At 71.8% G+C, this 25,636-nt stretch carries 29 protein-coding genes and 1 pseudogene; 18 read left to right on the top strand and 12 right to left on the bottom strand.

All coding sequences use genetic code 11. The annotated features are described in order from the left end of the window. Positions 1–106: 106 nt before the first annotated feature. Both DMA15_RS34925 and DMA15_RS34920 read left to right on the top strand, forming a co-directional pair. Positions 107–1,099 (top strand): helix-turn-helix domain-containing protein, encoded by a 993-nt coding sequence (locus DMA15_RS34925; RefSeq protein WP_125516651.1) that lies wholly within the window; start codon positions 107–109, stop codon positions 1,097–1,099. A gap of 27 nt (positions 1,100–1,126) precedes the next feature. Beyond that, positions 1,127–1,759 carry an isochorismatase family protein gene (locus tag DMA15_RS34920; RefSeq protein WP_125516650.1) on the top strand — a complete coding sequence of 211 codons (633 nt, stop codon included), beginning with the start codon at positions 1,127–1,129 and terminating at the stop codon, positions 1,757–1,759. Positions 1,760–1,857: 98 nt separating this feature from the next. Here the strand turns inward: DMA15_RS34920 and DMA15_RS34915 are convergent, their stop codons facing one another. The 4 genes and pseudogenes from DMA15_RS34915 to DMA15_RS34900 all read right to left on the bottom strand — a co-directional run bounded on the left by DMA15_RS34915 (position 1,858) and on the right by DMA15_RS34900 (position 5,916). Continuing rightward, positions 1,858–2,835, bottom strand: coding sequence for a LysR family transcriptional regulator (locus tag DMA15_RS34915; protein WP_125516649.1), 978 nt, complete (start codon positions 2,833–2,835; stop codon positions 1,858–1,860). A 61-nt stretch (positions 2,836–2,896) separates the two neighbouring features. Further along, positions 2,897–3,772 carry an LLM class flavin-dependent oxidoreductase gene (locus DMA15_RS34910; RefSeq protein WP_125516648.1) on the bottom strand — a complete coding sequence of 292 codons (876 nt, stop codon included), beginning with the start codon at positions 3,770–3,772 and terminating at the stop codon, positions 2,897–2,899. A gap of 63 nt (positions 3,773–3,835) precedes the next feature. Further along, positions 3,836–5,236, bottom strand: a pseudogene (locus tag DMA15_RS34905) (alpha-amylase family protein); the annotation flags it as partial. A 146-nt stretch (positions 5,237–5,382) separates the two neighbouring features. Continuing rightward, positions 5,383–5,916, bottom strand: coding sequence for a CGNR zinc finger domain-containing protein (locus DMA15_RS34900; RefSeq protein ID WP_125516646.1), 534 nt, complete (start codon positions 5,914–5,916; stop codon positions 5,383–5,385). A 25-nt stretch (positions 5,917–5,941) separates the two neighbouring features. Here DMA15_RS34900 and DMA15_RS34895 point away from each other — a divergent pair, with 25 nt between their 5' ends. The 5 genes from DMA15_RS34895 to DMA15_RS34875 all read left to right on the top strand — a co-directional run bounded on the left by DMA15_RS34895 (position 5,942) and on the right by DMA15_RS34875 (position 12,093). Further along, on the top strand, positions 5,942–6,454 hold the full coding sequence (locus tag DMA15_RS34895; RefSeq protein ID WP_125516645.1) for a GNAT family N-acetyltransferase: 513 nt from the start codon (positions 5,942–5,944) through the stop codon (positions 6,452–6,454). A 33-nt stretch (positions 6,455–6,487) separates the two neighbouring features. Beyond that, the gene (locus DMA15_RS34890; RefSeq protein WP_346428941.1) at positions 6,488–7,585 is read left to right on the top strand and encodes a M20 family metallopeptidase; all 1,098 of its coding nucleotides are present in this window, start codon (positions 6,488–6,490) and stop codon (positions 7,583–7,585) included. A gap of 217 nt (positions 7,586–7,802) precedes the next feature. Next, positions 7,803–9,083 (top strand): GDSL-type esterase/lipase family protein, encoded by a 1,281-nt coding sequence (locus tag DMA15_RS34885; RefSeq protein WP_125516644.1) that lies wholly within the window; start codon positions 7,803–7,805, stop codon positions 9,081–9,083. A 75-nt stretch (positions 9,084–9,158) separates the two neighbouring features. Then, entirely contained in the window at positions 9,159–9,797 is a 639-nt protein-coding gene (locus DMA15_RS34880) for a DUF6629 family protein (RefSeq protein WP_125516643.1), read from the top strand. 73 nt (positions 9,798–9,870) lie between these two features. Next, positions 9,871–12,093 carry a VCBS repeat-containing protein gene (locus tag DMA15_RS34875; protein WP_125516642.1) on the top strand — a complete coding sequence of 741 codons (2,223 nt, stop codon included), beginning with the start codon at positions 9,871–9,873 and terminating at the stop codon, positions 12,091–12,093. 77 nt (positions 12,094–12,170) lie between these two features. Here the strand turns inward: DMA15_RS34875 and DMA15_RS34870 are convergent, their stop codons facing one another. After that, a complete protein-coding gene (locus DMA15_RS34870) occupies positions 12,171–12,416 on the bottom strand; it encodes a chaplin (protein ID WP_125516641.1) in 246 nt (81 codons plus the stop codon). A 130-nt stretch (positions 12,417–12,546) separates the two neighbouring features. Beyond that, positions 12,547–13,911 (bottom strand): NAD(P)-binding domain-containing protein, encoded by a 1,365-nt coding sequence (locus DMA15_RS34865; protein WP_240660101.1) that lies wholly within the window; start codon positions 13,909–13,911, stop codon positions 12,547–12,549. A gap of 151 nt (positions 13,912–14,062) precedes the next feature. Here DMA15_RS34865 and DMA15_RS34860 point away from each other — a divergent pair, with 151 nt between their 5' ends. Next, positions 14,063–14,422 carry a metalloregulator ArsR/SmtB family transcription factor gene (locus tag DMA15_RS34860; protein WP_125516639.1) on the top strand — a complete coding sequence of 120 codons (360 nt, stop codon included), beginning with the start codon at positions 14,063–14,065 and terminating at the stop codon, positions 14,420–14,422. On the opposite strand, the gene arsB is transcribed toward DMA15_RS34860, so the two are convergent. Next, entirely contained in the window at positions 14,412–15,512 is a 1,101-nt protein-coding gene (gene arsB, locus DMA15_RS34855) for an ACR3 family arsenite efflux transporter (protein WP_125516638.1), read from the bottom strand. The two genes, DMA15_RS34860 and arsB, sit on opposite strands and share 11 nt — an antisense overlap. Then, the gene (locus tag DMA15_RS34850) at positions 15,512–15,823 is read right to left on the bottom strand and encodes a metalloregulator ArsR/SmtB family transcription factor (RefSeq protein WP_125516637.1); all 312 of its coding nucleotides are present in this window, start codon (positions 15,821–15,823) and stop codon (positions 15,512–15,514) included. The genes arsB and DMA15_RS34850 overlap by 1 nt, the downstream gene beginning before the upstream one ends. 118 nt (positions 15,824–15,941) lie before the next feature. On the opposite strand from DMA15_RS34850, the gene DMA15_RS34845 reads away from it, so the two are divergent. The 4 genes from DMA15_RS34845 (at position 15,942) to DMA15_RS34830 (ending at position 17,980) form a co-directional block, all read left to right on the top strand. Then, the gene (locus tag DMA15_RS34845) at positions 15,942–16,352 is read left to right on the top strand and encodes an arsenate reductase ArsC (protein WP_125516636.1); all 411 of its coding nucleotides are present in this window, start codon (positions 15,942–15,944) and stop codon (positions 16,350–16,352) included. A gap of 188 nt (positions 16,353–16,540) precedes the next feature. Then, positions 16,541–16,945 (top strand): hypothetical protein, encoded by a 405-nt coding sequence (locus tag DMA15_RS34840; RefSeq protein WP_125516635.1) that lies wholly within the window; start codon positions 16,541–16,543, stop codon positions 16,943–16,945. A gap of 62 nt (positions 16,946–17,007) precedes the next feature. Then, positions 17,008–17,466 carry a hypothetical protein gene (locus tag DMA15_RS34835; protein ID WP_125516634.1) on the top strand — a complete coding sequence of 153 codons (459 nt, stop codon included), beginning with the start codon at positions 17,008–17,010 and terminating at the stop codon, positions 17,464–17,466. Positions 17,467–17,563: 97 nt separating this feature from the next. Beyond that, on the top strand, positions 17,564–17,980 hold the full coding sequence (locus tag DMA15_RS34830) for a peptidoglycan-binding domain-containing protein (RefSeq protein ID WP_125516633.1): 417 nt from the start codon (positions 17,564–17,566) through the stop codon (positions 17,978–17,980). A gap of 38 nt (positions 17,981–18,018) precedes the next feature. Here DMA15_RS34830 and DMA15_RS34825 read toward each other — a convergent pair whose 3' ends face one another. Continuing rightward, positions 18,019–18,522, bottom strand: coding sequence for a metallophosphoesterase (locus DMA15_RS34825; RefSeq protein WP_125516632.1), 504 nt, complete (start codon positions 18,520–18,522; stop codon positions 18,019–18,021). A gap of 103 nt (positions 18,523–18,625) precedes the next feature. On the opposite strand from DMA15_RS34825, the gene DMA15_RS34820 reads away from it, so the two are divergent. After that, positions 18,626–19,033 carry a hypothetical protein gene (locus DMA15_RS34820; protein ID WP_240660100.1) on the top strand — a complete coding sequence of 136 codons (408 nt, stop codon included), beginning with the start codon at positions 18,626–18,628 and terminating at the stop codon, positions 19,031–19,033. Here DMA15_RS34820 and DMA15_RS34815 read toward each other — a convergent pair. Then, positions 18,997–19,569, bottom strand: coding sequence for a GNAT family N-acetyltransferase (locus DMA15_RS34815; protein WP_125516631.1), 573 nt, complete (start codon positions 19,567–19,569; stop codon positions 18,997–18,999). The two genes, DMA15_RS34820 and DMA15_RS34815, sit on opposite strands and share 37 nt — an antisense overlap. Positions 19,570–19,716: 147 nt before the next feature. Here DMA15_RS34815 and DMA15_RS34810 point away from each other — a divergent pair, with 147 nt between their 5' ends. The 3 genes from DMA15_RS34810 to DMA15_RS34800 all read left to right on the top strand — a co-directional run bounded on the left by DMA15_RS34810 (position 19,717) and on the right by DMA15_RS34800 (position 22,179). Next, the gene (locus DMA15_RS34810) at positions 19,717–21,120 is read left to right on the top strand and encodes a DEAD/DEAH box helicase (protein ID WP_125516630.1); all 1,404 of its coding nucleotides are present in this window, start codon (positions 19,717–19,719) and stop codon (positions 21,118–21,120) included. 133 nt (positions 21,121–21,253) lie between these two features. After that, positions 21,254–21,427, top strand: coding sequence for a CsbD family protein (locus tag DMA15_RS34805; protein ID WP_125518214.1), 174 nt, complete (start codon positions 21,254–21,256; stop codon positions 21,425–21,427). A 191-nt stretch (positions 21,428–21,618) separates the two neighbouring features. Then, positions 21,619–22,179: a TerB family tellurite resistance protein gene (locus DMA15_RS34800; RefSeq protein ID WP_125516629.1), complete on the top strand. Its 561-nt coding sequence runs from the start codon at positions 21,619–21,621 to the stop codon at positions 22,177–22,179. 67 nt (positions 22,180–22,246) lie between these two features. Here the strand turns inward: DMA15_RS34800 and DMA15_RS34795 are convergent, their stop codons facing one another. Beyond that, on the bottom strand, positions 22,247–22,594 hold the full coding sequence (locus DMA15_RS34795; RefSeq protein WP_125516628.1) for a helix-turn-helix domain-containing protein: 348 nt from the start codon (positions 22,592–22,594) through the stop codon (positions 22,247–22,249). 84 nt (positions 22,595–22,678) lie between these two features. Here DMA15_RS34795 and DMA15_RS34790 point away from each other — a divergent pair, with 84 nt between their 5' ends. After that, on the top strand, positions 22,679–23,332 hold the full coding sequence (locus DMA15_RS34790; protein ID WP_125518213.1) for an NADPH-dependent F420 reductase: 654 nt from the start codon (positions 22,679–22,681) through the stop codon (positions 23,330–23,332). Positions 23,333–23,398: 66 nt separating this feature from the next. Here DMA15_RS34790 and DMA15_RS38085 read toward each other — a convergent pair whose 3' ends face one another. Next, positions 23,399–24,349, bottom strand: a complete 951-nt coding sequence (locus tag DMA15_RS38085; protein WP_125516627.1) for a trypsin-like serine protease — start codon at positions 24,347–24,349, stop codon at positions 23,399–23,401. Between the two features lie 355 nt (positions 24,350–24,704). Here DMA15_RS38085 and DMA15_RS34780 point away from each other — a divergent pair, with 355 nt between their 5' ends. Next, on the top strand, positions 24,705–25,598 hold the full coding sequence (locus DMA15_RS34780) for an NAD(P)-binding domain-containing protein (RefSeq protein ID WP_125516626.1): 894 nt from the start codon (positions 24,705–24,707) through the stop codon (positions 25,596–25,598). Positions 25,599–25,636: the final 38 nt, after the last annotated feature.

The following is a 25,636-nucleotide window of genomic DNA, read 5'->3' as shown; positions in this document are numbered from 1 at the left end:
GGGCCGAGCCGGGCCGCGGTCAGGCCCGGCGGCCCCACAAGCGCATGTCCGGATGTGACAGGGAATCGTCATTGCGGCCATCGGGCGGCGGCGCGAGGATTGCCGCATGCCTACCGCACACCGCGTCGTCATCGCGGTCTTCCCCGATGTCGATCTCCTCGACGTGACCGGCCCCGCCGAGGTCTTCTCGCTGGCCAACCGGGAGACGCGGGGCCGCGCCGGGTACGAGGTCCGCCTCGCCGGGCCGGTCGCCGGTCCGGTGCGCACGTCGGCGGGCGTGCGGCTGCTCACCGATGTGTCCTTCGCGGAGATCGGTGAGCGGGTGGACACCCTGCTGGTGCCCGGCGCGGTCGACATGACCGACGACGGTCCGCTCGCCCGTATCGACGGCGAGGTCGTCCAGTGGCTGAGGGAGACCGCCCCGCGCGCGGGCCGGGTGGCGTCGGTGTGTGTCGGCGCCCATCTGCTGGCCGCGGCCGGACTCCTCGACGGCAAGACGGCGACCACCCACTGGTCGACCGCCGCGCAGCTCGCCGCCGACCACCCGGACGTCACGGTCGACCCGGACCCGATCTTCGTACGCGCCGATCGCGGCCGGCTGTGGACCGGCGCCGGGATCAGCGCCTGTCTGGATCTCGCGCTGGCGCTGGTCGCCGAGGACCAGGGCGAGGACGTCGCCCTGGCGGTGGCCCGGCAGCTGGTGATGTTCCTCAAGCGGCAGGGCGGGCAGAGCCAGTTCTCGGTGCCGCTCAGCCGCCCCGCGTCCGAACGCCGTGACATCGACGCGCTGCGGCTGTGGATCGCCGAACACCTCGGCGACGAGCTGTCCGCGGCGGCGCTCGCGGCCCGGATGTGCCTCAGCGAACGGCACTTCGCCCGCGTGTTCAAACAGGAGACGGGCACCAGCCCGGCCGAGTACGTCGAGGCGGCCCGGGTGGAGGCGGCCCGCCGCCTCCTGGAGACCACGGACCACTCCCTGGAGCAGGTCGCCGCGGCCGCCGGGCTCGGTTCGGTGGAGACCCTGCACCGCGCCTTCCGGCGACAGCTCGCCATCACCCCCGCCGCCTACCGCCGCCGCTTCCGCGTCGGCACCAACTGACCCCCATTTCCCGTGAAAGGCATCCCGATGACCACGAATACGCACTCGAACCCCGCGTCCACCACCCTGCGCGACGTGATCGGCCTGGACAACCAGCCGCCCCGGCTGAGCGAGTCCGCGCTGATAATGATCGACTTCCAGAACACCTACCGCACCGGAGTGATGGCCCTGGAAGGTGCCGAGGCGGCACTCGCGGCGGGGGCACGCCTGCTGGAGCGGGCCAGGGCCGCGGGCATCCCGGTGGTCCACGTCATCAACGACGGCGGTGAGAACACTCCTTACGACATCCGCGCGCACATCGGCACCCTCAGCGACGAGGTCGCCCCGGTGGACGGGGAGCCGGTCGTGGTCAAGCAGTTCCCCAACTCCTTCCACGCCACCGAGCTGGAGAAGACGCTGACCGACCTGGGCGTCACCCCGGGCGGCGGCAAGGACCTGGTGCTCGCCGGTTTCATGACGCACATGTGCGTCAACTACACCGCGCAGGGCGCCTTCAACCTCGGCTACCGGCCCACCGTCGTCGCCGAGGCCACCGCCACCCGCGCCCTCACCGCCCCTGACGGCACGGTCCTGTCGGCGGCCGCGCTCCACACGGCGGCCCTGACAGCCGTCACCGACCTGTTCGGCACCGTCGTACCGACCGTCGACGCCCTGTCCTGAGCACCGCGCGTCCCGCTCCGTCTCGCGGCGGCGCGGCGCGCGCGGTGTCAGGACCCGCTCACGGACCCCTAGCGCCCTGAGGGCATGGCCGAAGGGGCCTAGCAGTCCCGTGCGGACGCCAGCAGGTGGTCGCGGACCAGCGCGACGTGTGGGTTCTCCGATGAGCCGGGGCGCTGCACGAGGTAGCCGGTGTTGATCGGCGGGTCCTCCGGGTCGTTCAGCAGGACCAGGGCTCCGGACGCCAGCTCGTCGAGGCACAGATAGCGGGGCAGCACGCTGAACCCGGCGCCGCCCACCACCGCCGCCTTGACCGCGCGCAGGTCGGGCATGGTGACGGCGGGCTCGCACACCAGGCGCTTGCCGAAGACGTGGCGCCAGTAGCGGCGGACGATGGGCACGTCCTCGGCGTACGCCACCAGGGGCACGCCCCGCAGCGCGGCGGGTCCGTGGGCGGCGATCCGCTCCCGCCCGCCGACCCGCTCCGCCCAGCCGCCCGCCGCGACGAGCACGAACTCCTCGTCCGCGAGGGGCACGGAGGCCAGCGCCCGGCCGCGGGGCCGGACGGTGGCGACCACCAGGTCGTGGCGGCCCGCGCGCAGACCGTCGAGGAGGTCGTCGGTGAGGCCCGTGGTGATCCGCAGCCGTACGCCCTTCTCGACGAGGGGCGCGAGGCCGGGCACCACGCAGTGGGAGAGGAATTCGGCGGGTCCCGCCAGATGGACGGGTTCCGTCGAGCCGTGGCCGCCGTGGCCCGCGACCTCGGCGAGCGCGTCCAGGGGCTCGACGATCCGGGACGCCAGTTCGTCGGCGAAGGGGGCGGGGGCGGCGCCGCGCGGCAGCCGCTCGAACAGTTCTCGGTCGAGCTGACGCTCCAGGGAGCGGATCTGCGCGGTGACCGTGGGCTGCGAGAGTCCGAGGAGGCGGGCGGCCGCGGTGAAGGAGCCGGAGCGGTAGACGGCGAGGAAGGTGCGCAACTGGTTGAGATCCAGCGATCCGGCGCCGGTCGCGGCTCCGGGGGCGGTCGCGGCCTGCGAGGGTGTCGTCTCGCCGTTGCTCTCCGCCTCTCTGTTTCCCATACGGATGAGCCTAAGGTCCCCCGTCGGCGAGGGCTCCTGGTGGGCCCCCGCCGGGCAGGCCCTACGGCACCAGCGGGCCGACCTCGTCCGTGATGAAGCGGATGAAGCCCTCCGGGTCCGGTTCGTCGGCGGTGGGCTGGAGGACGACGGTGTCGGCGCCCGCCTCGGCGAGCCGCCGGACGGCCTTCGCCACGTGCTCGGCGTCGCCCGCCGCCCCGAGGCCGGGCGTCCCCTCCTGGCCGTCGCGCCCGAGTTCGGCGCGCAGCCGCTCCCGCGCGTCCGGACCGGTCGCCGCGTGGAGGTAGACCACCACCGGGTGGGCCGCTCCCCCGCGCCCGGCACTCCGCCTTCCCTCGTCGATGAGGCGGCGCGCCGCGCGCACGCCCTCCGGTGTGGTGCTCGCGTCCAGGATCGTGCCGTCGGCGGCCTCCCCGGTCAGCCGCACCGAGCGGGGCCCGCGCGCACCGGCGTAGACGGCGGGCGCGGAGGCGGGCGGCCAGTCGAGGGCGACGCCGTCGAGCCGGACGTACCGCCCCTCTGTGGTGACGCGCTCGCCCGCGAGCAACGCCCGCATGGCGTCGAGGTGTTCGCGCAGCAGGGTCAGCGGCGACTCGGCCCGCGCGCCCACCTGCCCCATCCAGTCCTGCACGCCGTGCCCGACACCGAGCATGACCCGGCCGGGGAAGAGCCGGTGCAGCGTGGCCGCCTCCATCGTGGCGAGTGCGGCGTTGCGCAGTGGGACGGGCAGCAGACCGACCCCCACACGCAGCCGCTCGGACCAGGCCAGTGCCGCGGCCGCGGAGGCGATGCCGCTCTCCAGGAAGCAGTCCTCCCAGAGCCACAGCTCCGCGAGGCCCGCCTCGTCGGCCGCGCGCACCATGGAGCGCAGTCGCTCGGGGGGAAGCTGGGGCCGGAACACCATACCGAGAACAGTCATGACGCCTTCCTACCCCGCTCGCCCCGGGTGATCAACAGCGTTTACGGGGACGGGGGTTCAGGCCCCGCACTTCCTCGCACCCACGTGCAGCGCGACCGCCGTGTTGGCGCCGAGCGTGGCCGTGAACTGCCCGGCGGCGTTGACGGTGACGCGCCTGCCGGACTGGACGTCGCAGTACTCCCCCGCGGGCAGGGAGGTCTGGAAGGTGCGGTGCAGCGAGGAGGTCTCGTGGTTGATCGCGACGTACGCCTTGTCACCGCGCCCGAAGGCGATCTGGTTGTTGCCGTTGTCCCACCAGTGGGTGACGCCCTGGCCGCGCGCGGTGTTGCGGAAGGCGACCATCTTCGAGATCTCGCGCCACGCGTGCTGGCACTTCCAGCCGTCGGAGTAACAGGCCTTCACCGTGCCCCCGTTGGGCGGCCCGGCGTCGCGGTCGGAGAACTCGTATCCGGAGTGGACGTCGGGCGCCCCGTAGGGCCAGGCGAGCATGAAGACGTTGGCCAGGGTGTAGTTGGCGCCGTCCTTGTAGCTGAGGGTGTCGCCGCCGCGCTCGGTGTCGTGGTTGTCGACGAAGACGGCGGCCTTCCCGGAGGGCATGTAGGCCCAGCCCTCGCCGTAGTTGCGCAGATAGGCGAGCTTCTCGTTGTTGAAGACGCGCTTGAGGTCGCGGGCGTACCGGAACTCCTGGACGTCTCCATTGCCGAGGTACTCGCTCGGTGAGACCGCCTCGCCGGCTCCGTGGATGGCCTCCTGCTTCCAGTACACGCCCGGGTCACTCAGCCGTGACTTGATGTCGGCGAGGTCGCTCGCGGGCATGTGCTTGGCCGCGTCGATCCGGAAGCCGTCGACGCCGAGCGAGAGCAGGTCATTCAGGTAGGCGGCGATCCGACCGCGTACGTAGCCCTCGCCCGTGTCCAGGTCGGCGAGGCCGACGAGTTCGCAGTTCTGTACGTTCCCGCGATCGCCGTAGTTGGTGATCACGGAACGGCAGTCGTCCATGTCGGCGCCGGAGTAAATGCCGGGGTAGTCGTACTTCGTGTAGGACGAGCCGCCGGTGCCGGTTCCCGATCCGGCCGCCATGTGGTTGATCACGGCGTCCGCGACGACCTTGACGCCCGCGCCGTGGCAGGTGTCGACCATGTTCTTGAAGGCCGCGCGGTCACCGAGGCGCCCGGCGATCTTGTAGCTGACCGGCTGGTACGAGGTCCACCACTGGCCGCCCTGGATGTGCTCCTGGGGCGGTGAGACCTGTACGAACCCATAGCCCGCGGGACCGAGTTGGCTCTTGCAGGCGTGGGCGACCGAGTCGAAGCGCCACTCGAAGAGGACGGCGGTGACGTCCTTGCCGCCGGGCGGGGACGCCTCCGCGCGGGGTGCCGGCGTGAGGAGGCTCCCGATGACGCCGGCCGCGAGGGCGAGCGTCATGGCTATGGGTCTGCGGGCTGTGCGCGTTGGGCCGTTCATGGGGGCCTCCGGTGGGGTGGGGGGACGCGGGTGCCGGGCGCGGGAGCCCGGGCGGCGGTGTGGGCACGACGAATCGCTTGCAGAATCTTGCAGGTTGAATCTGCAAGAAGTTGCGATCGGGACCGTAAGCGCCTTCAAACGCCCGGTCAACCCTTCGCGCAAGGCCTCGCACGGGCGCGGTGACGGCGTACGGCGTCGCGGTTGGCGCAGGGGTGGGAGCAGTAGCGCTGCCGTCCGGTGCGGGAGGTGTCCGCGAAGATCGTGGTGCACTCGGCGACCTCGCACCGCCGCAGCCGGTGCATTCCGCGCCCCACCAGATGCAGGGCGGTGCCGACCGAGATCAGGGAGGCCAGCAGGGCGCCGAGCGGCAGTTGGTCCTCGCGGTAGTGCAGATGCCAGCCGTCGCCCGCGTGGTCGGTCAGCCGGGGGTGGGCGGCGGACGCGGCCAGCATGCTGTTGACCGCCTCGGCCCGCTCCTGCTCGCCGGTGGCGTCGACGACCTTCTCCCAGGCGTCGAGGGCGGCCAGCAGGATCGCCAAGTCCACTGGTTCCGCCGGGCGTTCCAGGGTCAGGCCGGCCGCGCGGCAGTGGTTCGCCAGGTCGTCGGGGTCGGTCGGGCGCCGGTTGGCCAGGTCCGCCGCGAGGTTCACGGCGTCTGTTCCGTAAGGGTTGAGGTGCATAAGCTGATTACAGCAGGGTTCTCTCATGAGACGCCCCGAAAAGCAGCTCGAAGTGCGGCCCGAGGAACAGCAAGACGTACGGCAGGCCGTCGAGGACGACATTCCGGAGCTGGTACGCCTGCGTGCGTCGCTCTTCGCGGACTTGGGAGGCGACTACTTCAACCCCTCCTCGGCGGGCGACGACTGGCGCCACCGCCTCGCTCTGGTCCTGAAGGAGCAGCTGACCGCGGAGTCCGCGAGGATCCTCGTCGTGGACGGTGACGAGGGCCTGGCCGCGTGCGGCATCGGCACGGTCGAGCAGTGGTTTCCCGGTCCGCACAATCCCAGCGGACGCGTCGGCCACGTGATCGGCGTGGTCACCGATCCGGCGTACCGGCGGCGCGGCCACAGCCGGGCGATCATGCGGGCGCTGCTCCGTTGGTTCAGTGAGCGGGAGGCCTCCCGCGTCGACCTGTACGCCTCGCCGGAAGGCGAACCCCTCTACCGCGACCTGGGCTTTGCCGACCACCCGGATCCCGCGCTGTACTGGCGCCCTTAGCATCGCGGGAATGTTTCCGGGAAGGAGCCGAAGGTGACCGAAGATCTGCTCGGTGCGATGGTCGCGGACCTTGAGGAGCTGGTGGTGTGCGAGTCGTACTCCGCCGACCTGGCTGCTGTGGCACGCAGCGCGGAGGCGGTGGCCGCGCAGGGTGCCCGGCTTCTCGGTGCCGAGCCCGAGCGGTTGCTCGTCGAGGGGGTGACGCATCTGCGGTGGGTGTTCGGCACGCCCAAAGTGCTGCTCCTGGGGCATCACGACACGGTGTGGCCGATGGGTTCGCTGGCGACTCATCCGTGGTCGGTGCGCGACGGCATCGCGCGTGGCCCCGGGATCTTCGACATGAAGGCCGGTCTGGTGCAGATGTTCCACGCCCTGGCCTCGCTGCCCTCCCTGGAGGGGGTGTGTGTCCTGGTGACCGGGGATGAGGAGATCGGCTCGGACACCTCGCTCCCCCTCATCGAGGAGGCGGCCCGGCAGTGCGCGGCGACCTTCGTCCTGGAGGCGTCGGGGGACGGCGGCGCACTGAAGACGGCGCGCAAGGGCACCTCCGCCTATGAGTTGGTGGTGCACGGCAAGGCGGCCCACTCCGGCCTTGAGCCGGACAAGGGCGTCAACGCGGCCGTCGAGGCGGCGCATCTCACCCTCGCCCTGGAGGGGCTGGCCGACGAGGTCAACGCGGGCGCGCCGGCGGACTGGCGTACGACTGTGGTCCCCACGGTGGTGGCGGCCGGTTCGGCGAGCAACACAGTGCCCGCCCAGGCCGCGGTCAGCGTCGATGTGCGGGTGCCCACCCTGGAGGCGCAGGAGCGGGTGGATGCCGCCATCCGGGCACTGAAGGTGACCGTGCCGGGCGCCCGCCTCGAAGTGCGCGGCGGCCCCAACAGGCCGCCGCTGGAGGAGACCTCGTCGGCTGAGCTGTTCGCGCGGGCCCACGCGATCGCCCGGCGGCAGGGGCTTGGCACGCTGCTCTCGGCGGCGGTCGGCGGAGCGTCCGACGGGAACTTCACCGCCGGGCTCGGCTGCCCCACTCTGGACGGCCTGGGCGCTGTCGGCGGTGGCGCCCACGCCGACCACGAGCACGTGATCGTCGCCGAGATGGTCCCCGGGCGCGGCTTCTCGCCGCCCTCGTAGAGGAGGTTGTCCGGTGAGCGCCCCCAGCGTCCAGGGTGCCGCCTCTTTCATCGGCACCCTGCGCTGAGGGCTGTGCCCACCCGTTCCGCCCTGCGGAACGCCTGCCCACAGCGGGAGCCTCCAGGGCGGGTCCGCCACGGCCACAGCGGGAGCGTCCGCCCCGGCCGGGGCCGGAAAAGTACGTGCCGATCACGATTCCGCTTGTCACGCTGAGATCATGGACTCTCCGCACGACCCCGTCCCCGGCTCCCCCTCCGCCCTCTCGGGGCGGCCCCGGGGAACGGACTGGATCACCACCCCGATCACCCTCCCCCTCGCGCGGGATCTCCTGCGCGGCGCACTCGACCTGGAGCGCACCGAGCACGGAGTGCTTCCGCACCGGCTGCCCGCCCGGGCCCGCGCCCAGTGCGCCGACGGGCAGCTGGCCATGGCGGAGGCCCAGCCCTCCGGCGTACGGCTGGTGTTCCGCACCCGCGCCACCACCATCAAGCTGGACACGCTCCGCACCAAGATGGCCTACGAGGGAGCCCCGCCCCGCCCGGACGGCGTCTACGACCTGCTGGTCGACGGCGCCCTCGCCGGACAGGCCAGTGTCACCGGCGGCAATGTGCTGAAGGTGGACATGACCACCGGTTCGTCGGAGACCGTGCCGGGGCCCGTCGGCACGGTCCGTTTCCCCGACCTGCCCGACCAGCCCGGCCTGCCCGACCGCGTCAAGAACGTGGAGATCTGGCTGCCGCACAACGAGGTCACCCATCTCGTCGCGCTGCGCACCGACGCCCCCGTCGAGCCGGCCCCGGAGCACGGCCGCAAGGTGTGGCTGCACCACGGCAGTTCGATCAGCCACGGCTCCGAGGCCGCGAGTCCCACCACGACCTGGCCCGCGCTCGCCGCCTCCCTCGGCGGCGTGGAGCTGATCAACCTCGGTCTCAGCGGCAGCGCCCTGCTCGACCCGTTCACCGCGCGCGCCCTGCGCGACACCCCCACGGACCTGATCAGCGTCAAGATCGGCATCAACCTCGTCAACCTGGACCTGATGCGGCTGCGCGCCTTCGGGCCCGCGGTGCACGGCTTCCTCGACACGATCCGCGAGGGGCACCCCACCGTCCCGCTGCTGGTCGTCTCGCCCCTCCTGTGCCCGATCCACGAGGACACGCCCGGACCCGGCGCCCCCGACTTCGAGGACATCGGTGAGGGCAGGCTCCGGTTCGTGGCGATGGGCGACCCCGCCGAACGGGCCGCGGGGAAGCTGACGCTCAACGTGATCAGGGATGAGCTGGCCCGCCTCGTGAAGCAGCGGGCCGCCGACGACGCGAACCTCCACTACCTGGACGGCCGCGACCTCTACGGCCAGGCCGACTTCGCCGAGCTGCCGCTGCCCGACCAGCTCCACCCCGACGCCGCCACCCACCGCCTGATCGGCGAACGCTTCGCCGCCGCGGCCTTCGGCCCGGCAGGACCCTTCACTCCGAGGTCATCAGGCACTCCGAGGTCATGAGGGCGAGGCGTGGCGAGGCCGTCGCGCCGGATCTCCGACGCGCGCCCCCGCCACAGCGCACGTAGCGTTGCCGCCATGTGCTGGAGCGCGACGGCCGACCTCGTCGCGGGCACGGGTATCGCCGCCGTGGGGGTCGCCTCCGTGGCCTTGGCGCTCCGACGCCCCCGTGACCTGCCGCTGGCCGCGCTGCCGCTGCTCCTGGGGGTCCACCAGATCGTCGAGGCCGCGGTCTGGAGCAACGGCGGCGGCACCGGGCCCGCCACCGTCGCCTGGGCCGTCATCGCGCTCCCGCTGCTGGCGCTGTGGGTGCCGGCGGCCGTGCTGTGCGCCGCGCCGCCGCGCGCCCGCCGCCGTCTGCTCGTCCCCCTCGTGGCCGGGGCCGCGACGGCGGCGGCGCTCGCCCACGCACTGGCGACCCGCACGGTGACGGCCGAGATCCGGGGCCACACCGTCGGCTACTCCCTGGGGCTGCCGCAGGCGGAGCTGGTCGTCGTCGGCTATCTCCTCGCCACGATCGGCTCCCTGCTCCTCTCCGGCGACCGGGGCCTCGTCCTCTTCGGACTCCTGGTCGGCTTCGGGGCCGCGGTCTCCCTGGTGCTGTGGCGGCAGGAGTACATCTCGACGTGGTGCGCGTTCGCCGCGGTGTGTTCGGTAGTGCTGCTGTTCTGGGTCAGGAGGGGCGGAATCCCGGCCCGGCGACACGATCTTGGCTGATATACGCTTCGGCTACTTTCCCGGCAGCGAGCCGGGACAGGCATCAAGCCCGGGGGGGCTTTCTCATATGACCATGCAGTCTCGCGCGCTCTTGGGGAGCGTGCTCGTCTCCGCGCTCGCTCTGGGCGCCGCCGCGCCGTACGCCCAGGCGGCCACGCCCGCGGCCGCGCCCGCGGCCGCTCCCGCGGCTGCGCCGGCAACGCTGCCCGCCGCCGTGCCGGTTGGGCTCGGCCCGTGGGCCGCGCCGAAGGAGTTGCCCGGCATCACCGGCATCACCGGCGTCGTCGACCTGAAGTCGACCCGCGACGGCACTGTCGCCGGGCTCTTCACCCAGGGCGGCAAGACCGTGCTCTCGGTGCGGCCCGCGGGCGCCACGACCTGGCAGCCGGCCACGCCCGTGCCGCCGGGCGGCACTCTCCAGCGCACCGATGACGGCGCCGTCTCGCTGCTGTGGTGGACGGGCGCGGCGGACGGCGGAGCCGACACGCTGAAGATGTCCCGCCTCGCGCCGGACGGCACCGCTTTCACGCCCGCCGAGGACATCGCGACCGGCACGGTCACCCGCGGCGGCGCCCACTGGCGCACGCAGAGCACCACGCTGGCGGCGAACGCCAAGGGCCGGCAGGCCGTCGCGTGGATGGACGAGGACCGCCGCCTGACCGTCGTCGAGCGGTCCGGAGCGAGCGCCGACTGGTCCGCGCCGAAGACGCTGGACCAGCTGCCGGACCCGATCGTGCGTGACGACCACACCTACGACTACACGCTGCGGGACATGCGGGTGGCCGTCGACCCCGCCGGCACGGTCGGTGTGATCTGGGGCGGCAACAGCCACTACGCGGGCGATGGCGTCGACCCGGACCCGACCGCGTACAAGTGGCACTACAAGTACGTGGAGAAGCCCGCGGACTCGGCGTCCTCCTGGACGGAGCCGCGCGATCTGGCGCAGCTCGGCGAGCAGCCCGAGCAGGTCACGCTGGCCGCCCACCCCGAGGGCGGGTTCCATCTGCTCTCGCACGGCGGTTACGCCCGCAAGGCGGCCGGTGCCGCGGAGTGGGGCCAGTCCGAGCAGATCGGCGTCGGCGCACGGACGTACGCGCCCGCCGAACTCCTGACGGCGCCGAACGGCGACATCACCGCGGTCGGCATGCAGGCGCGCGGTACGCCGGGCGTCGCCACCCGCCTGGCCTCCCGCGGCAGTTGGGGCGCGGCCCGCAAGCTCGCCTCGAACGTCGACGCGGACTCGCTGGGCGCGGTGCCCGGCGCGGGCGGCGCGGTCGTCGTCACGTACACGCAGAAGCGTTTCGAGCTGGGCCGCACCCTGCGCGAGGACTTCGTCGCGCAGACCGTCGAGGGCGGCGACCTGGCCAAGCCGCGCACCCTCAACGCGCAGACGAAGGAGACCGTGAGCGCCGGCCGGGCGGCCGTCGACGGGCAGGGCCGTCCGGTGGCGGTCTGGACGCAGTCGTCCGCCGACGGGGGCACGCCCGCGGCGTTCACCGCGACGACGGGCACCCGCGGGAAGCCCGCCTGGCACGACTACGCGGACGACTCGCGCGGCGATGTGGCGGGCCTGTCGTTCAGCGCCTCGATGAAGCTGTACACGGGGGACACCACCAACCCCACGGACACCTTCTACGCCTCGCCGTGGGACGAGAAGACCCGCGTGGTGCCGTTCGGCGACTTCGACGGCGACCGCTGCAACGACCTGATCGTGCGGCTGCCGGACGGCGAGACCCGCCTGTACACCCCGGTGTGCGGCGGCGGTCTGCCCTCGCCGGATTCGGCGTACAAGCGGCTCGCGCGGGACTGGAGCCGCTACGACACGCTGTTCGCGAGCGGCGACCAGACCGGCGACGGCCTTCCCGACCTGCTGGCCCGGGACAAGGCGACCGGTGATGTGTACCTGTACGCGGCCGACGGCGCGGGCGCTTTCAAGTCACGGGTGAAGATCCGCACCGCCTGGACCGGCTATACGCGGGTCATCGGCGCCGGGGACCTCAACGGCGACGGGGTCGGGGATGTCCTCGCCCTCGACAAGTCCGGCGAGCTGTGGCGCTACGCGGGTCTGCGCACCGGCAAGCTCAAGGACCGCGTCCTCGTCTTCAAGGACTGGGGCGCCTCCTACAAGGACGTCATCGGCGCGGGTGACGTGAACGGCGACGGCAAGCAGGATCTGCTCGCGCGGGACACCTCTGACCGGCTGTGGCTCAACGCGGGCAAGGGCGACGGGACCTTCGCCAACCGGGTCTCGTTCGGTGCGGCGAACTACTGGAAGCACTGGGCTTCCATCGGCTGACCGGCGGCGACCCCGACCGACAGCGGCCCGGACCGGGAGTCCCGGTCCGGGCCGCGTCGACCTCGCTGACAGCGTGGTCAGTTGGCCTTGCACATGTTGCCGAGGGCCGGGTTGAGGGCCGCCAGGATGTCGACGGTGTTGCCGCAGATGTTGGCGCCCAGCTCGACCGGCACCTGAAGGTTGTTGCCGGAGATGACACCGGGGTTGTTCGAGGAGACGCCGGTGGCGGTGGGGCCGTCGTCGTCGGCGAGCGCCTGGCTCGCGCCGCCTACGACGGTGGTGGCGGCGAGCAGGACGGCGACACTGAGAGTGCGGACACGCATGGAGTGATCTCCTCCGTGGTAGGAAATGCGATCGCTCTCCAGCAGAAGGCCTCTGGGCCGCTTGCGCGAACGCTCACCGCCGTTCGGGCGATGTACGCGGGCAGGGGGGCTGCAATTCCCGCGGAGCGTTTCAGCACGCGGACGGCGTGCCGCAGCAGCCGCCCGCTTCCTTCACACCGCCCGCCTCTTCCGCACTGCCCGGCTCCTGCGCGTCGGTCGTTTCGTCGAAGAGGCCCGCGCCGCCGCAGACTCCGGTCTCCGGGAGCGTCAGTTCCACGCGCGCGGCGGCCTCGTGGTCTCCGGCGAGGGCCGCGGCGACGGAGCGGACCTGCTCGTAGCCGGTCATGGCGAGGAAGGTCGGGGCGCGGCCGTAGGACTTCATGCCGACCAGGTAGACGTCCTTCTCCGGGTGGGAGAGCTCCTGCACGCCATGCGGGTACACCGTGCCGCAGGAGTGCTGGTTGGGGTCGATCAGCGGGGCCAGCGCGACCGGCGCCTGGAGGCGGTCGTCGAGGCCGAGGCGCAGTTCGCCGAGGAAGGACAGGTCGGGGCGGAAGCCCGTCAGGACGATGATCTCGTCGACCGGGTCGAGGCGGCGGCCGTCCTCGGCGGCGAGCACCAGGCGGGCGCCGCTCTTTTCGACGGCGTCGGTGCGGAAGCCCGTGACGGCGTCGGCGTACCCGTCGTCCACGGCCGCCTTCGCCGCCAGGCCGAGGGCGCCGCGAGCGGGGAGCTGGTCCGCCTCGCCGCCGCCGAAGGTGGCGCCGCTGATGCCGCGCCGCAGCACCCAGACCGCATGGGTGCCCGCGGCCTCTCTGGCGAGGTCGGCCAGCGAGGCGAGCGCGGTGAACGCGGAGGCTCCGGAGCCGATCACCGCGGTGCGCTTGCCCGCGTAACGGGCCCGGACGGCCGGGTCCTTGAGGTCGGGCACGCGGTAGGAGACGCGCTCCCCGGAGGCCCGTTCGCCGAGCGCGGGCAGGCCGTCGCCGCCGATCGGGCCGGGCGTGGACCAGGTGCCCGAGGCGTCGATCACCGCGCGGGCGAGGATGCGCTCCTCGCTGCCGTCGGTGTTCCGGACGAGCACGGTGAAGGGCTGCCGTTCACGGTCGGCGTCGACGACGCGGTCGCGGCCCTGGCGGGAGACCCCGGTCACCGTCGCGCCGAAGCGGACCTTGTCGCCGAGGACGTCGGCAAGCGGCCGCAGATACCCGGTGACCCAGTCGCCGCCGGTGGGGTAGGCCGCGCCGTCCGGCTTCACCCAGCCGGTGGGGGCCAGGAGCTTCTCGGCGGCGGGGTCGACGACCTCGGCCCAGGGGGAGAAGAGGCGTACGTGCGACCACTCGCGCACGGCGCTGCCCGCGGCGGCGCCGGCTTCGAGGACCAGTGGCTCGATGTCCCGTTCGACGAGTCGGGCGGCCGCGGCCAGGCCGACGGGTCCGGCTCCGATCACCACGGTGGGCAGGGCGGCGGGCGTGTGAGGGATCGGCGCAGTCACGGGGACTCCTCTTTGATTCGACGTTTGTCGATGGCTTGTGCCGCCAGGATGACACCTGATTCGACAGTCGTCAACATAGACATCAATCGAAGTAAGTGGCTGACTCGCGAGGGGCGGGCCGTTCTGATTCGACATGTGTCAACATAGACACATGTCGAATGCGAAGGCGTTGCCGCTGCTGGATCCGGGCGCCGAGCCCTGCTGCCCTCCCCTGACGGAGCGCCCCCTCACCGCCGAGGAGGCGGTGCGGACGGCCGCGATGTTCAAGGCGCTCGGCGACCCGGTCCGGCTGCGGCTGTTCTCGCTGGTCGCCTCGCACGAGGGCGGCGAGGCGTGTGTGTGCGACATCTCCGACGTGGGGGTCTCCCAGCCGACCGTCTCCCATCACCTCAAGAAGCTGAAGGACGCCGGCCTGCTCACCTCCGAGCGGCGCGGGACGTGGGTGTACTACCGCGTCGAGCCGTCCGTGCTGGCGGCGATGGGGCACATGCTGGGTCGCGCTACCGCCTGACGGCCCTGAACTTCCCACGCCAGGCCAGCGAGACGTACACGAGCCCGATGAGCACCGGGACCTCGATGAGCGGCCCGACGACCCCGGAGAGCGCCTGACCGGACGTCACGCCGAAGGTCGCGATGGCGACGGCGATGGCGAGTTCGAAGTTGTTGCCCGCCGCGGTGAACGCCAGCGTCGCGGTGCGGTCGTAGGCGAGGCCGAGCGCCTTGCCCAGCAGGAAGCTGCCGAAGAACATGACGGCGAAGTAGACCAGCAGCGGCAGCGCGATGCGGGCCACATCCAGCGGCCGCGAGGTGATGGTCCCGCCTTGCAGGGCGAAGAGGATGACGATCGTGAAGAGCAGGCCGTAGAGGGCCCACGGGCCGATCCTGGGCAGGAAGCCGGACTCGTACCGCTCGCGGCCGAGCCTCCGCTCGCCGATGCGGCGGGTGAGGAACCCGGCGAGGAGCGGTACGCCGAGGAAGACGACCACGTTCAGGGCGATCTTCCACATGGAGATGTCGAGGTGCTCGCCGTCGCCGAGATCCAGCCACGTCGGCAGCAGATCGAGGTAGAACCAGCCCAGCAGGCCGAACGCGATCACCTGGAAGACCGAGTTCAGCGCGACGAGGACCGCCGCCGCCTCCCGGTCGCCGCACGCCAGGTCGTTCCAGATGATGACCATGGCGATACAGCGGGCCAGGCCCACGATGATGAGGCCGGTGCGGTACTCGGGCAGATCGGGCAGGAAGATCCAGGCCAGGGCGAACATGACCGCCGGGCCGACGATCCAGTTGATGACCAGCGACGACACCATGAGCGTGCGGTCGCCCGTCACGGCGTCGAGCTTGTCGTAGCGGACCTTGGCGAGGACCGGATACATCATGACCAGCAGGCCGATGGCGATCGGCAGGGAGATGCCGCCGATCTCGACCTCGGCGAGCGCGCCGTCGAGGCCGGGGACGAGGCGTCCGAGCCCGATCCCCACGGCCATCGCGAGGAGGATCCACACCGCGAGGTAGCGGTCGAGCATGGAGAGCCTGGCGACGATCGAGGCGTCCTCGCCGCCACGGGGCGGCGAGGTGGTTCCGGGGTCGGTCGCGGTCATCAGCAGACCCGCTTCCGGCCGGTCTCCACGGTGGTGCGCGCGGTCTCGGCCAGCTCGCCGAAGGTGGCGGCCAGCGCCTCGATGACCTCGGGCTTCAACGCGTAGTAGGTGAAGCGGCCGCAGGGCTCGGTCTCCACGATCCCCGCCTCGCGCAGCACACGCAGATGGTTGGAGAGGTTCGTCTGCCTCGCGCCCGTCTCCGCCACGAGGTGGGTGGTGCACAGCGTCTCGTGGGCCAGCAGGGTCACGATCCGCAGCCTCAGCGGGTCGGCGATCACCCGGATCAGTTCAGTGTCGGCTGATGTCAGCATGGGCTGATACTGTCACATCAGCGACCAGTGATGTGAACCTCCGCCCACCCGCCGGGACGCTCCCCCGCACACCGCACACCCGCTCCCCCGCCGTGCCCGACATCAAGAGAGGCCTCAGATGCCCGAGAAGCCTTCCGTCCTGTTCGTCTGCGTCCACAACGCGGGCCGCTCCCAGATGGCCGCCGCCTGGCTGACCCATCTGGCGGGCGACCGCGTCGAGGTCCGCTCGGCCGGGTCGAACCCGGGCAGGGAGGTGAACCCAGCGGCGGTCGAGGCCATGCGGGAGGTGGGCATCGACATCTCCGCCGAGACGCCGAAGGTCCTCACCGTCGACGCGGTCGAGGAGTCGGACGTCTGCGTCACGATGGGCTGCGGAGACACCTGCCCGGTCTTCCCCGGCAAGCGCTACCTCGACTGGCGGCTCGAGGACCCGGCGGGCCAGGGCGTCGAGGCCGTCCGCCCCATCCGCGACGAGATCAAGACCCTGGTGGAGGGCCTGCTCGCGGAGATCGCCCCGGAGCGCGCCTGAGTCTCATGGCGGGCTGACGAGGGCCGACTTCCCTTCGTCAGCGGCACGTCAGGCGGCACGGTCACCATCGGCCCCGTACCGGCGGAGAGGCACCGGAGGGCCCGCCGGGACGACCGTTCACCGAGACAAGGGGTGTGCTCGCCATGAGGGAAAGACCCGGAGGCCGGCCGCGTCGGTCGCGTCGGCTCGTGGGACCGCTGGCCGCCGCCGCGCTGATGTGCGGCGCGCTCACCGCGCCCGCCTCCGCCGCGGCCGACGCGGACCCGGCCTGCTGGCTGCGGCCCGGTGAGCCGCACAGGGACTGGACCGGGATGAACTTCAGCGGGGACATGTGGTGCGACCTCACTCCCGGCTCGGTGCGCATCCAGTCGCGCTCGACGAGTCCGGTGGTCGGCAAGATGCTCTTCAGCCCGCGCTGGTTCGTGTGCTGGAAGGAGGGCTCCGACTACATGGGCAACAACATCTGGTACTACACCCAGGGCGACCAGATCGTGGCCTCCCCCACCGTCAAGGCCTGGGGTTACATGCCGGCGGTCGCGGTCAAGGCGCCCCAGCACCCCTTCCCCGGTCTCACGCAGTGCCCCTGGTCGTGAACGGCCCCCGCGCCACCTCTGCCACCCTCCCCCGGCACATGACGAGCCATCAGGAGTACGCGATGAAAAGGGGATCGACCCTCCCGCGCAGCTCGCCCCGCGCGGCCGCCCTCGCCGCGGTCGTCGGCGCGCTGCTCTGCCTGCCCCTCACCGCCACGCCCGCGAGCGCCGACGCACGGGCCACCTGTTCCCTCCAGGAGGGCGTCACACTGCGCGACACCATCGGCAACTCGTTCACCAAGGCGCTGTACTGCGACAACCTTCCGTCGGACGTATACGGCAGGCCCTCTTTCGACGCGCCGATCACCGGCTGGCTGCGCCTCTCGCCGTCCTGGTTCACCTGCTACACCATCGGTCCCAAGGACACCCAGGGCAACAACGTCTGGTACTACACCCAAGGCGACCAGGTCGGTGAGCTGCCCCGCATCAAGGGCTGGGGCAACGTCCCCGCGGAGGTCGTCACGATCCCCTCCGGCATGTCGCACCCCGTCGCCGGGCTGCCGCGCTGCCCCTGGTACTGAGCGCCCCGGGCCCCGCACCGAACCGTGCTGTCCCGCGACACCTGCCCTGTCCCGATCAGTTTCCGCAGGCGCCCCCCAGGCGCGAGGAGGAGTCCCGATGAAGACCGGACGCACGATACGCACGGCCGCCGCGGTGGCCGTGGCCGCCGCCGCGCTGGCGATGTCCGCCGCAGGCCCCGTCGCCGCCCGCGCCCCTGAGGGCGCGCCGCCGCAGCTCAGCGCCGCCGCCATCAAGGACCCCGACGGTGGCGCCCGCCCCGAGGTCGCGGCGGGCGCCGAGTGGCGTCTGTGCATGTATCTGGGCGGGCACAGCACCCTCCAGCTGGGGAGCACGGGAGAGGCCGTGCGGCACCTCCAGTGCATCCTCAACGAGGTCTACCGCTATGTGAACGTCCCCGTGAACGGCGTCTTCGAAGAGGTCACCAAGGCGTCGGTCGAGCATCTGCAACGCCAGTTCGCCCTGCCCGTGACGGGTGTCGTGGACGCGGCGACGTGGGGCGCCCTGCACCCCTGAGGAGCCTCCCCGCACCGGCCCGGCCGCCGGGGCCCGGGTCAACTCCTAGGCGGCAGCCGGTGCGAGACGACATCGTGCAGGGCCCCGTCCGCCACGGTCAGGGTGAGGAACGTACAGAAGGGCTGCCGTCTGCGGTCGGTCGGCGAGCCGGGGTTGAGCAGCCGCAGGCCGCCCGGGGCCCGGGAGTCCCACGGGATGTGGCTGTGGCCGAACACGAGGACGTCCAGGTCGGGGAAGCGCTCGGCGCACCGCCGTTCGCGTCCGGTGGCCGCCCCTGTCTCGTGCACGACGCCGAAGCGCAGCCCGCCCAGTTCCGCGCGGGCGATCTCGGGGAGGCGTCGGCGCAGTGACGGGCCGTCGTTGTTGCCGTACACGCCGATCAGCCGACGCGACCTGGCCTCGAACAGGTCGAGCGTGGCGTCGTCGATCCAGTCCCCGGCGTGGATCACCACGTCCGCCACGTCGATGGCTGCCAGAAGGCCGTCCGGCAGGCGCTTCGCCCTGGCGGGCACGTGGGTGTCGGAGGTCAGCAGCAGGCGCATGCCTTCAGCGTAGGCGCGCGCGTGGCGGTGGGCGGCCGGATGCTGTTCCCGGGCGGCGTCGCTGGCCTCGTCGTACGGCGCCCGGTGCGTCTCGCTGGCGGGGATGATCCCCTCGCTGAGCGGATACGGGTACGACGTGCTGCGGGCCGTCGAAGGCACCGCCGCCGTCACGACCGGGCACGCGGTGACGGTCGTGTCGGTGGTCAGGACGGCACACGCGGCGCTCGCCGCCACCGGCCAGGACCTCGCGGACCTCGATGTCGCGTTCGTGGGTCTTGGATCCATCGGCGCCAGCTCGTTGGAGCTGCTGCTCTCGTCGGCGGCGCGGCCGCCGCGCCGAGTGCTGCTGTGCGACGTACGCGGCAGCGCGCCGCGGCTGACGCAGCTGGCGCGGAGGCTGCGGGAGCACGGCCTGGTGGAACCGGGCGTGGCCTACGCCTATGCGCGGGCCGTGGCGGAGGCCGGGGGTCAGGGTCAGCGCAGGTCGAGCCGCATCACGATGCGGGGGTGACCTGCCAGCACCGAGGTGGTGTCGGCGGCGTACGCGAAGCCGGCGCGCTCGAAGTTCTTCCGGATACCGGCGTACGCCATCGTCAGATCGACCTTGGCGTCGCCGTTGTCGAGGGGGTACGCCTCGATCGCCGGGGCGTCGTGCGCCCGGGCGAACTCGACCGCCCCGGCGATCAGGGCGTGCGAGATGCCCCTCTTCCGGTGGCCGGGCCGTACGCGCACGCACCACAGCGACCAGACCGGCAGGTCGTCCACGTGCGGGATGACGCGGCTGCGCGCGAAGGCGGTGTCCGACCGCGGTGCCACCGCCGCCCAGCCGACCGGCTCGTCCCCGTCGTAGGCGAGCACCCCCGGAGGGGGTCCTTTGCGGCACAGTTCGGCGACGTACTCACCACGGGCGGGGCCGCGCAGTTCGTTGTTGAGCTTGGACGGGATCCGGTAGCTCAGACACCAGCAGACGTTGGCCCCGGGCGTCTTCGGGCCGAGCACGGCGCGGACGTCCTCGAAGAGCGAAGCGGGGCGAACTTCGATGGCCATGGCTCCACGATGGCACGGAGGAGCGGTCGCCCGCCGTCTGTGCCCCTCCGCCGGTCTGTCACTCTGTGTTACCATGAGTCCTTTGTGCGCTCATCCTGCCGGGCCTTCCTCGGTACGTTCGTACGTTCCCTCTGCGGAAGGCTCTTCATGAAGCACCCCGACAGCCCCGGCATCCCCAGCTCCCCCGGCGGTGAGCCCGCCCCTGCCGTGCCCGCGATCACCTCCTTCGCCGAGCTGGAGCTGCCCGCCGAGGTGCTGCGCACGCTCACCGCCCTCGGCGTCCACGAGCCCTTCCCGATCCAGGCGGCGACGCTGCCCAGCGCGCTCGCGGGCCGCGACGTCCTCGGGCGTGGACGCACCGGATCCGGCAAGACGCTCGCCTTCGGCCTGGCGCTGCTCGCGCGGACGGCCGGGCGGCGTGCCGAGCCGAAGCGTCCGCTCGCCCTGATCCTCGTACCCACCCGGGAACTGGCCCAGCAGGTCACCGAGGCCCTCACGCCGTACGCCGAGGCGCTGCGGCTGCGGATGGCCGCGGTCGTCGGTGGCATGTCGGCCGGCCGGCAGATCGCCGCCCTGCGCGACGGGGCCGAGGTGGTCGTCGCCACCCCCGGCCGGCTGCACGACCTCATCGAACGCAAGGCCTGCCATCTGGGACGGGTGCGGATCACGGTCCTCGACGAGGCCGACCAGATGTGCGACATGGGTTTCCTGCCGCAGGTCACGGAGGCGCTCGACCAGGTGCACGCCGACGGTCAGCGGATGCTGTTCTCGGCCACCTTGGACCGTGATGTCGACAATCTGGTCGAGCGCTACCTGCACGACCCCGTCGTCCACTCCGTCGACCCGGCCGCGGGCGCGGTCGCGACGATGGACCACCACGTGCTGGTCGTCCACGGCCCCGACCGGTACGCCGTCACCACGGAGATCGCCGCCCGTGACGGCCGCGTCCTGCTGTTCCTGGACACCAAGCACTCCGTAGACCTGCTCACCCGGCATCTGCGGGCCAGCGGGGTGCAGGCCGCGGCCCTGCACAGCGGCAAGTCCCAGCCGCAGCGCACGCGGACCCTCGCGCAGTTCAAGAACGGCCAGATCACCGTCCTGGTGGCGACCAATGTCGCCGCCCGAGGCCTGCACATCGACGACCTCGACCTCGTCGTCAACGTCGACCCGCCCACCGACCCCAAGGACTACGTGCACCGCGCGGGCCGTACCGCCCGCGCCGGTGAGTCCGGGAGCGTCGTCACGCTCGTCCTGTCGGGCCAGCGTCGCGAGGTGAGCCGTCTGATGGCCGATGCGGGCATCGAGGCGACGGTCACCAAGGTGCGCTCGGGCGAGGCGGCGCTGAGCCGCATCACCGGCGCCAAGGCACCCTCGGGCACCCCGCTCGACGGCGGTCCCTCGTCACGGCCCAAGAACACGAACGCTCCCTTCCGCGGCCTGGGCACCAGCAAGGACGCCTCTCGCGGTACGGGCGGAAAGTCCCGCAAGGCCGGCGAGGCCCGCAAGCTCGCCGAGGCCCGCAAGGCGGCCATGGTGCGGCGCGGCCGCTGAGAGCGGACCGGGTGCCTTGGGGACGCGGCCCGGGCCCTCGGGGAACGCATCCGGAATTTCTACGTTTGCGCCCGCTCTCAGCGGCCAGACGTACATGCAGCACATGATCCCGACACTGAAGGGTGTGAGCAGCATGGCCGCCGATGAGAAGGCCAAGGCGAAGACCGAGCAGACCACCGGCAAGGTGGAGGAAGCGGCCGGCCGCGCCGTGGGCAACGAACGCCTCACCGCCAAGGGACGTGCCGACCAGGTCAAGGGCGACGCCCGCCAGGCCAAGGAGAAGGTCAAGGACGCCGGTAAGCACTGACGCTGACCGGACCCCGGCATCACGCGCGTGGGGGCGCCCCTCGAAGGGGCGCCCCCACGCGCGTGCCGGGCCGTCGGCTCTCGTGGGTCAACCACTCCGTGGGTCATGGAACTTCGCGGGGCGGGAAGACGTTGGCACAGGGACGCGCGGATCACGTGCGGACAATCGAACGGGTAGCCGAGGTGGCACGGATGGCGATGTGGGACCGGATCAAGGACCAGGCCAAGGGTCTTCAGCAGCAGTCGCAGGGGGCCCGCGGCTCCGGCGGTCATGGCCCCGGGCCGGGGTCGGGGTCCCGCTCGGGTTCGGGCTCCAAGGCGCAGCTCGTGGGCGTGCTCAAGTCCCAGCTCACCTCTCTCAAGACGGAGCTGAAGAGCGGTGCCTACAGGGACGCCAGCATGGCCATGTGCGCCCTGGTCGCGGCGGCCGACGGGTCGGTCGACCCGGTCGAGCGGCAGCATGTGGAGTCGCTGATCCTCCAGAACGACGTCCTGCAGAACTTCCCGCCCGATCAGCTGCGCCAGCGCTTCAACAAGCACGTGGACCAGCTGTCGTTCAACTTCCAGCAGGGCAAGACCGAGGCCATGCAAGAGATCGCCAAGGCGGCGAAGAAGCCTGCGGAGGCGAAGGCGGTCGTACAGACGGGATTCGTCGTCGCGGGCGCCGACGGGTACATCGCCCCGGCCGAGGAGCAGGTCCTGCGCGAGGCGTGCGCGGCGCTCGGTGTCTCGCCGCAGGAGTTCGGCCTCTGACCGCTTGAGAGTCCGCACAGCCGGGGGCCCGCACCTGAGGTGCGGGCCCCCGCTCGTCTTTCCCGCCCTAGGAGCTTGCCTCCTGGGCTGCCATCACCTCGTCCCCGTGCTCGTAGGCCCATGCCCCGAAGGCGTCTATGGGGCCGAGCAACGTCCGGCCCAGAGCGGTGAGCCGGTACTCCACCCGGGATGGCGCTCCGGGGTGGGCGTCCCGGGCCACCAGGCCATTGAACTGCAGGCGGCGCAGCGTCTCGTTGAGGACTTTGGCGCTGATGCCCCCGATCCGCTCCCGTAGTTCGACCGGGCGGCTGGGGCCGTCGCGCAGCGCCCACAGCACAACGGCGTTCCAGGTGTTGGAGAGCAGGTCGAAGGCGAGGCGGGCGCGGCAGTCGGCGAGGAAGTCATCGGTGGTCACTTACCAAATGGTGCCCGAGGGGCCGCCTAGCGTCGTTCCTGACGATCAAAGCGAGCAGGGAGAGGCGACGCGGTGAGGGAAACGATGAGGATCGGTGTGCTGGGCACGGGCAACATGGCGGACGCGCTCGCCACCCACTGGGTGCGGGCCGGACATGAAGTGACCATCGGGGGCCGGGACATGGCCAAGGCGGAGCGGCTGGCGGTGCGCGTCGGGGGCGGTGCGAAGGCGGGCACCCTGCACGCGGCCGCCGAGTTCGGCGAGGTGGTGCTGGTCGCGCTGCCCTTCGACGTGGGGGCGGATGTCGTGCGGGAACTGCGGGTGGCCTTGGACGGCAAGGTGCTGCTCGACTGCTCCAATCCGGTCGGGCCCGGCTTCCGGCTGCTCACGGAGGAAGGCCCTTCGGCCGCGCGGCGGTTGGCCGATGCGGTGCCGGGAGCCCATGTGGTCAAGGCGTTCAATGTCTGCCACGAGGGTGTGTGGCGCATGCGGCCACCCGTGTTCGACGGGCGGTCGCTGGCCGTTCCGGTCTGCGGCGACGACCAGGAAGCCCTGACGCGCGTACACCGGTTGGTGCGGGATGTGGGCTGTGAGCCCGTGGCGGGCGGAGGTCTGGACCGGGCGGGGCTCCTGGAGGCGACGGCCGCGCTGTTCATCGGGCTGTGGGTCGGGGAGGGCGCGGACGCCCAGGCGATAGCGCCTCCGCTGGCCTATGTGACGGGGCCCGCGGAGGGGTGACGAGGGAGTTGGCGGGCGTGACGTGGCGGGGGCCTCTGCTCCCAGAAGGCCCGTCGGTGACGTGCTTCAGACGCGCTGCGCCCGCTCGTACACCTTCTTGGCCGTCGCGCCCAGCACCTCTCCGTACATCTTGGTCGGTGTCAGGGAGTCCAGTGAGCTGTTGACCGATACGAGGACTCCCTTGCCCGTGGTGGCGTTGAGGTCGGCCAGCCACGGGCCGCCGCTGGAGCCGCCGCTCATGTCGCAGGGGATGACCTGCGTGCCGTGCTCCTTCTTCGCCCTACCGACGCAGCGCAGCAGTTCCTCACCGAGCTGCGGGCGGGTGGCGGGGTAGCCGAAGGAGGAGACGGTGCCGCCGACGGGCCGGTCGAAGGCGACGGGCTGACCGCCCACGACGTCCGTGAGCTTCTTGCCGCGCTTGTCGGCGTCCACGGTCAGTGTGGACATGTCGTTGGTGGAGTCCGTCTCCCAGCTGCGCGGAGTCGCGGCCGAGCGGACGGCGAACGTGCCGTACGGCGTCCTGCCCTTGCTGTAAGCGGGGGCGAAGACCATCGAGAAGTTGGTGTTGACGGGAGAGGAGCCCCGGCGCACGCAGTGGGCGGCGGTCATCACGGCGGAGCGGTTGGCGCTTTTCACGGCGGTGGCCGTGCACCACGTGTCGGCGCCGCTCGCGTTGACGAAGAAGAGCCGCCCCACGGTCTTCAGGGTGGTGCCGCGCCACGGCTTGGCCTTCGGCCCGGTCGGACCGAGGTCCACGGACTTGCCAACGGCCTTCATCCGGGCGGGCGTCCAGTAGGCGAGGGCGTCCTTGCGTTCCTGGGCGGTGAACTTCAGGACGGAGACCGGGTCGGCGGAGGCGGCGGGTACGGCGGAGGCGGTGGGGGTGGGGGCCTTGGCGGTTACGGCCGTCGCCTGGACCGGGGCGGCGAAGGCGAGAGCGAGGACCGCACCGACCACGGCCAGTCCCCTACCCCTGCCCCGAACTCGCCGGGTCAGGTGCGTGGATGTCTCGGGCATGGCGGGGTTCTCCTCGGCTCGTGCGGTCGGCGGACGGCGGTCACCGGTCCGCACTCCAAGAGTGGAGAAGCCTGCTGCCCGGTTGGCGCTGTCGACGATCTGTGACACAACGGGCCGACGCGGCGGCTCGGTGCAGGCGCCCCCCTTTAAACCGTGCCTTGAGAGGTAGGCCGCAGGTGGCCGGTCGGCCCAGGGCGGGCGGTTCTACTGGCCTGACCCATCCGGATTGCTCGCGTGCGTCCTCGGTGTTCCCACATACCGAAAGGTAAGTACGCACTAAATTGTAGGTACTTGAGGATGTGTGTGTATGAAGACCAGCATGGAGGCGTACGCAAGACGCGGAGATGGAGCACACATGAGCGGCAACAACCGCACCCCTGTCACCGTCATCGGGCTCGGCTCGATGGGCGCGGCGCTCGCCCAGGCGTTCGTCCGCGCCGGACACCCGACGACCGTATGGAACCGCAGCGCGGAGAAGGCCGCACCCCTCGTCGCCCGGGGCGCCGTCCACCACGAGGACATCGCGGACGCGGTCGCCGCAAGCCCGCTGGTCATCGCCTGCCTGACCACCTACGACGCCACACTCGCCGCGCTGGCCCCGGCCGCCGCCGCGCTCACCGGACGCACTCTGGTCACCCTCAACTCCGGTACCCCGGGCGGGGCGCGCCAGATGGCCGACCGGGCCGCCGGATACGGGGCACGCTTCCTCGACGGGGCCGTGAAGAACGTCCCCGCGGCCGTGGGGCTGCCGGACACGCTGCTCTACTACAGCGGCGACCGGGCCACCTTCGACGAGCACGAGGCGACGCTGCGCGCACTCGGCGGCGACACCGTGCACCTCGGGGAAGACCCGGACCTCGCGGCCCTCTACGAGTCGGCCGTGGGCGCCACCCTGCTGCCCACGCTCATCGGGTTCTTCCACGGCGCCGCGCTTCTTTCCTCGCGTGGACTGAAGGCCGGCAGCATGGTTCCGTACTCCGTCAAATGGCTGGAGATGATCATCGCCCTCCTTCCGGGCATCGCGGAGGAGATCGACAGCGGCGACTACAGCAGGCCGTTGTCCTCCGTCGGGAACTTCTACGAGGGGATCGCCTACGACAAGGAACTGGGCGAGGAGGCGAACGTCGATGTCGCCTGGACCGAGCCGATGCACGATCTACTGCGACGCGCTGTCGCCGAAGGCCACCGCGAGGAGAGCTTCTCGGTGCTCTATGAACTGCTCAGGAAGCCCGCGCAGTCGCGGGTGTGACAGCGGCGGGACGACAAGGGGACACTGAGGTCTTCGGA

This window comes from Streptomyces sp. WAC 01529, from assembly GCF_003945545.1.
GTDB classification, from domain to species: domain Bacteria; phylum Actinomycetota; class Actinomycetes; order Streptomycetales; family Streptomycetaceae; genus Streptomyces; species Streptomyces anatolicus.
The sequence above is the reverse complement of the archived record's forward strand: the minus strand, read 5'-3'. Positions and strand labels throughout refer to the sequence as shown.

What these genes read in the sequence shown, in the direction of transcription:
- DMA15_RS34800 (WP_125516629.1), top strand. Translation starts at nt 21,619, where the DNA reads ATGGCGATGTGGGACCGGATCAAGGACCAGGCCAAGGGTCTTCAGCAG.
- DMA15_RS34835 (WP_125516634.1), top strand. Translation starts at nt 17,008, where the DNA reads ATGAAAAGGGGATCGACCCTCCCGCGCAGCTCGCCCCGCGCGGCCGCC.
- DMA15_RS34910 (WP_125516648.1), bottom strand. Translation starts at nt 3,772, where the DNA reads ATGACTGTTCTCGGTATGGTGTTCCGGCCCCAGCTTCCCCCCGAGCGA.
- DMA15_RS34815 (WP_125516631.1), bottom strand. Translation starts at nt 19,569, where the DNA reads ATGGCCATCGAAGTTCGCCCCGCTTCGCTCTTCGAGGACGTCCGCGCC.
- DMA15_RS34915 (WP_125516649.1), bottom strand. Translation starts at nt 2,835, where the DNA reads ATGGGAAACAGAGAGGCGGAGAGCAACGGCGAGACGACACCCTCGCAG.
- arsB (WP_125516638.1), bottom strand. Translation starts at nt 15,512, where the DNA reads ATGACCGCGACCGACCCCGGAACCACCTCGCCGCCCCGTGGCGGCGAG.
- DMA15_RS34895 (WP_125516645.1), top strand. Translation starts at nt 5,942, where the DNA reads ATGAGACGCCCCGAAAAGCAGCTCGAAGTGCGGCCCGAGGAACAGCAA.
- DMA15_RS34920 (WP_125516650.1), top strand. Translation starts at nt 1,127, where the DNA reads ATGACCACGAATACGCACTCGAACCCCGCGTCCACCACCCTGCGCGAC.
- DMA15_RS34875 (WP_125516642.1), top strand. Translation starts at nt 9,871, where the DNA reads ATGCAGTCTCGCGCGCTCTTGGGGAGCGTGCTCGTCTCCGCGCTCGCT.
- DMA15_RS34870 (WP_125516641.1), bottom strand. Translation starts at nt 12,416, where the DNA reads ATGCGTGTCCGCACTCTCAGTGTCGCCGTCCTGCTCGCCGCCACCACC.
- DMA15_RS34830 (WP_125516633.1), top strand. Translation starts at nt 17,564, where the DNA reads ATGAAGACCGGACGCACGATACGCACGGCCGCCGCGGTGGCCGTGGCC.
- DMA15_RS34810 (WP_125516630.1), top strand. Translation starts at nt 19,717, where the DNA reads ATGAAGCACCCCGACAGCCCCGGCATCCCCAGCTCCCCCGGCGGTGAG.
- DMA15_RS34885 (WP_125516644.1), top strand. Translation starts at nt 7,803, where the DNA reads ATGGACTCTCCGCACGACCCCGTCCCCGGCTCCCCCTCCGCCCTCTCG.
- DMA15_RS34850 (WP_125516637.1), bottom strand. Translation starts at nt 15,823, where the DNA reads ATGCTGACATCAGCCGACACTGAACTGATCCGGGTGATCGCCGACCCG.
- DMA15_RS34825 (WP_125516632.1), bottom strand. Translation starts at nt 18,522, where the DNA reads ATGCGCCTGCTGCTGACCTCCGACACCCACGTGCCCGCCAGGGCGAAG.
- DMA15_RS34780 (WP_125516626.1), top strand. Translation starts at nt 24,705, where the DNA reads ATGAGCGGCAACAACCGCACCCCTGTCACCGTCATCGGGCTCGGCTCG.
- DMA15_RS34805 (WP_125518214.1), top strand. Translation starts at nt 21,254, where the DNA reads ATGGCCGCCGATGAGAAGGCCAAGGCGAAGACCGAGCAGACCACCGGC.
- DMA15_RS34900 (WP_125516646.1), bottom strand. Translation starts at nt 5,916, where the DNA reads ATGCACCTCAACCCTTACGGAACAGACGCCGTGAACCTCGCGGCGGAC.
- DMA15_RS34820 (WP_240660100.1), top strand. Translation starts at nt 18,626, where the DNA reads ATGATCCCCTCGCTGAGCGGATACGGGTACGACGTGCTGCGGGCCGTC.
- DMA15_RS38085 (WP_125516627.1), bottom strand. Translation starts at nt 24,349, where the DNA reads ATGCCCGAGACATCCACGCACCTGACCCGGCGAGTTCGGGGCAGGGGT.
- DMA15_RS34790 (WP_125518213.1), top strand. Translation starts at nt 22,679, where the DNA reads ATGAGGATCGGTGTGCTGGGCACGGGCAACATGGCGGACGCGCTCGCC.
- DMA15_RS34925 (WP_125516651.1), top strand. Translation starts at nt 107, where the DNA reads ATGCCTACCGCACACCGCGTCGTCATCGCGGTCTTCCCCGATGTCGAT.
- DMA15_RS34845 (WP_125516636.1), top strand. Translation starts at nt 15,942, where the DNA reads ATGCCCGAGAAGCCTTCCGTCCTGTTCGTCTGCGTCCACAACGCGGGC.
- DMA15_RS34860 (WP_125516639.1), top strand. Translation starts at nt 14,063, where the DNA reads ATGTCGAATGCGAAGGCGTTGCCGCTGCTGGATCCGGGCGCCGAGCCC.
- DMA15_RS34880 (WP_125516643.1), top strand. Translation starts at nt 9,159, where the DNA reads ATGTGCTGGAGCGCGACGGCCGACCTCGTCGCGGGCACGGGTATCGCC.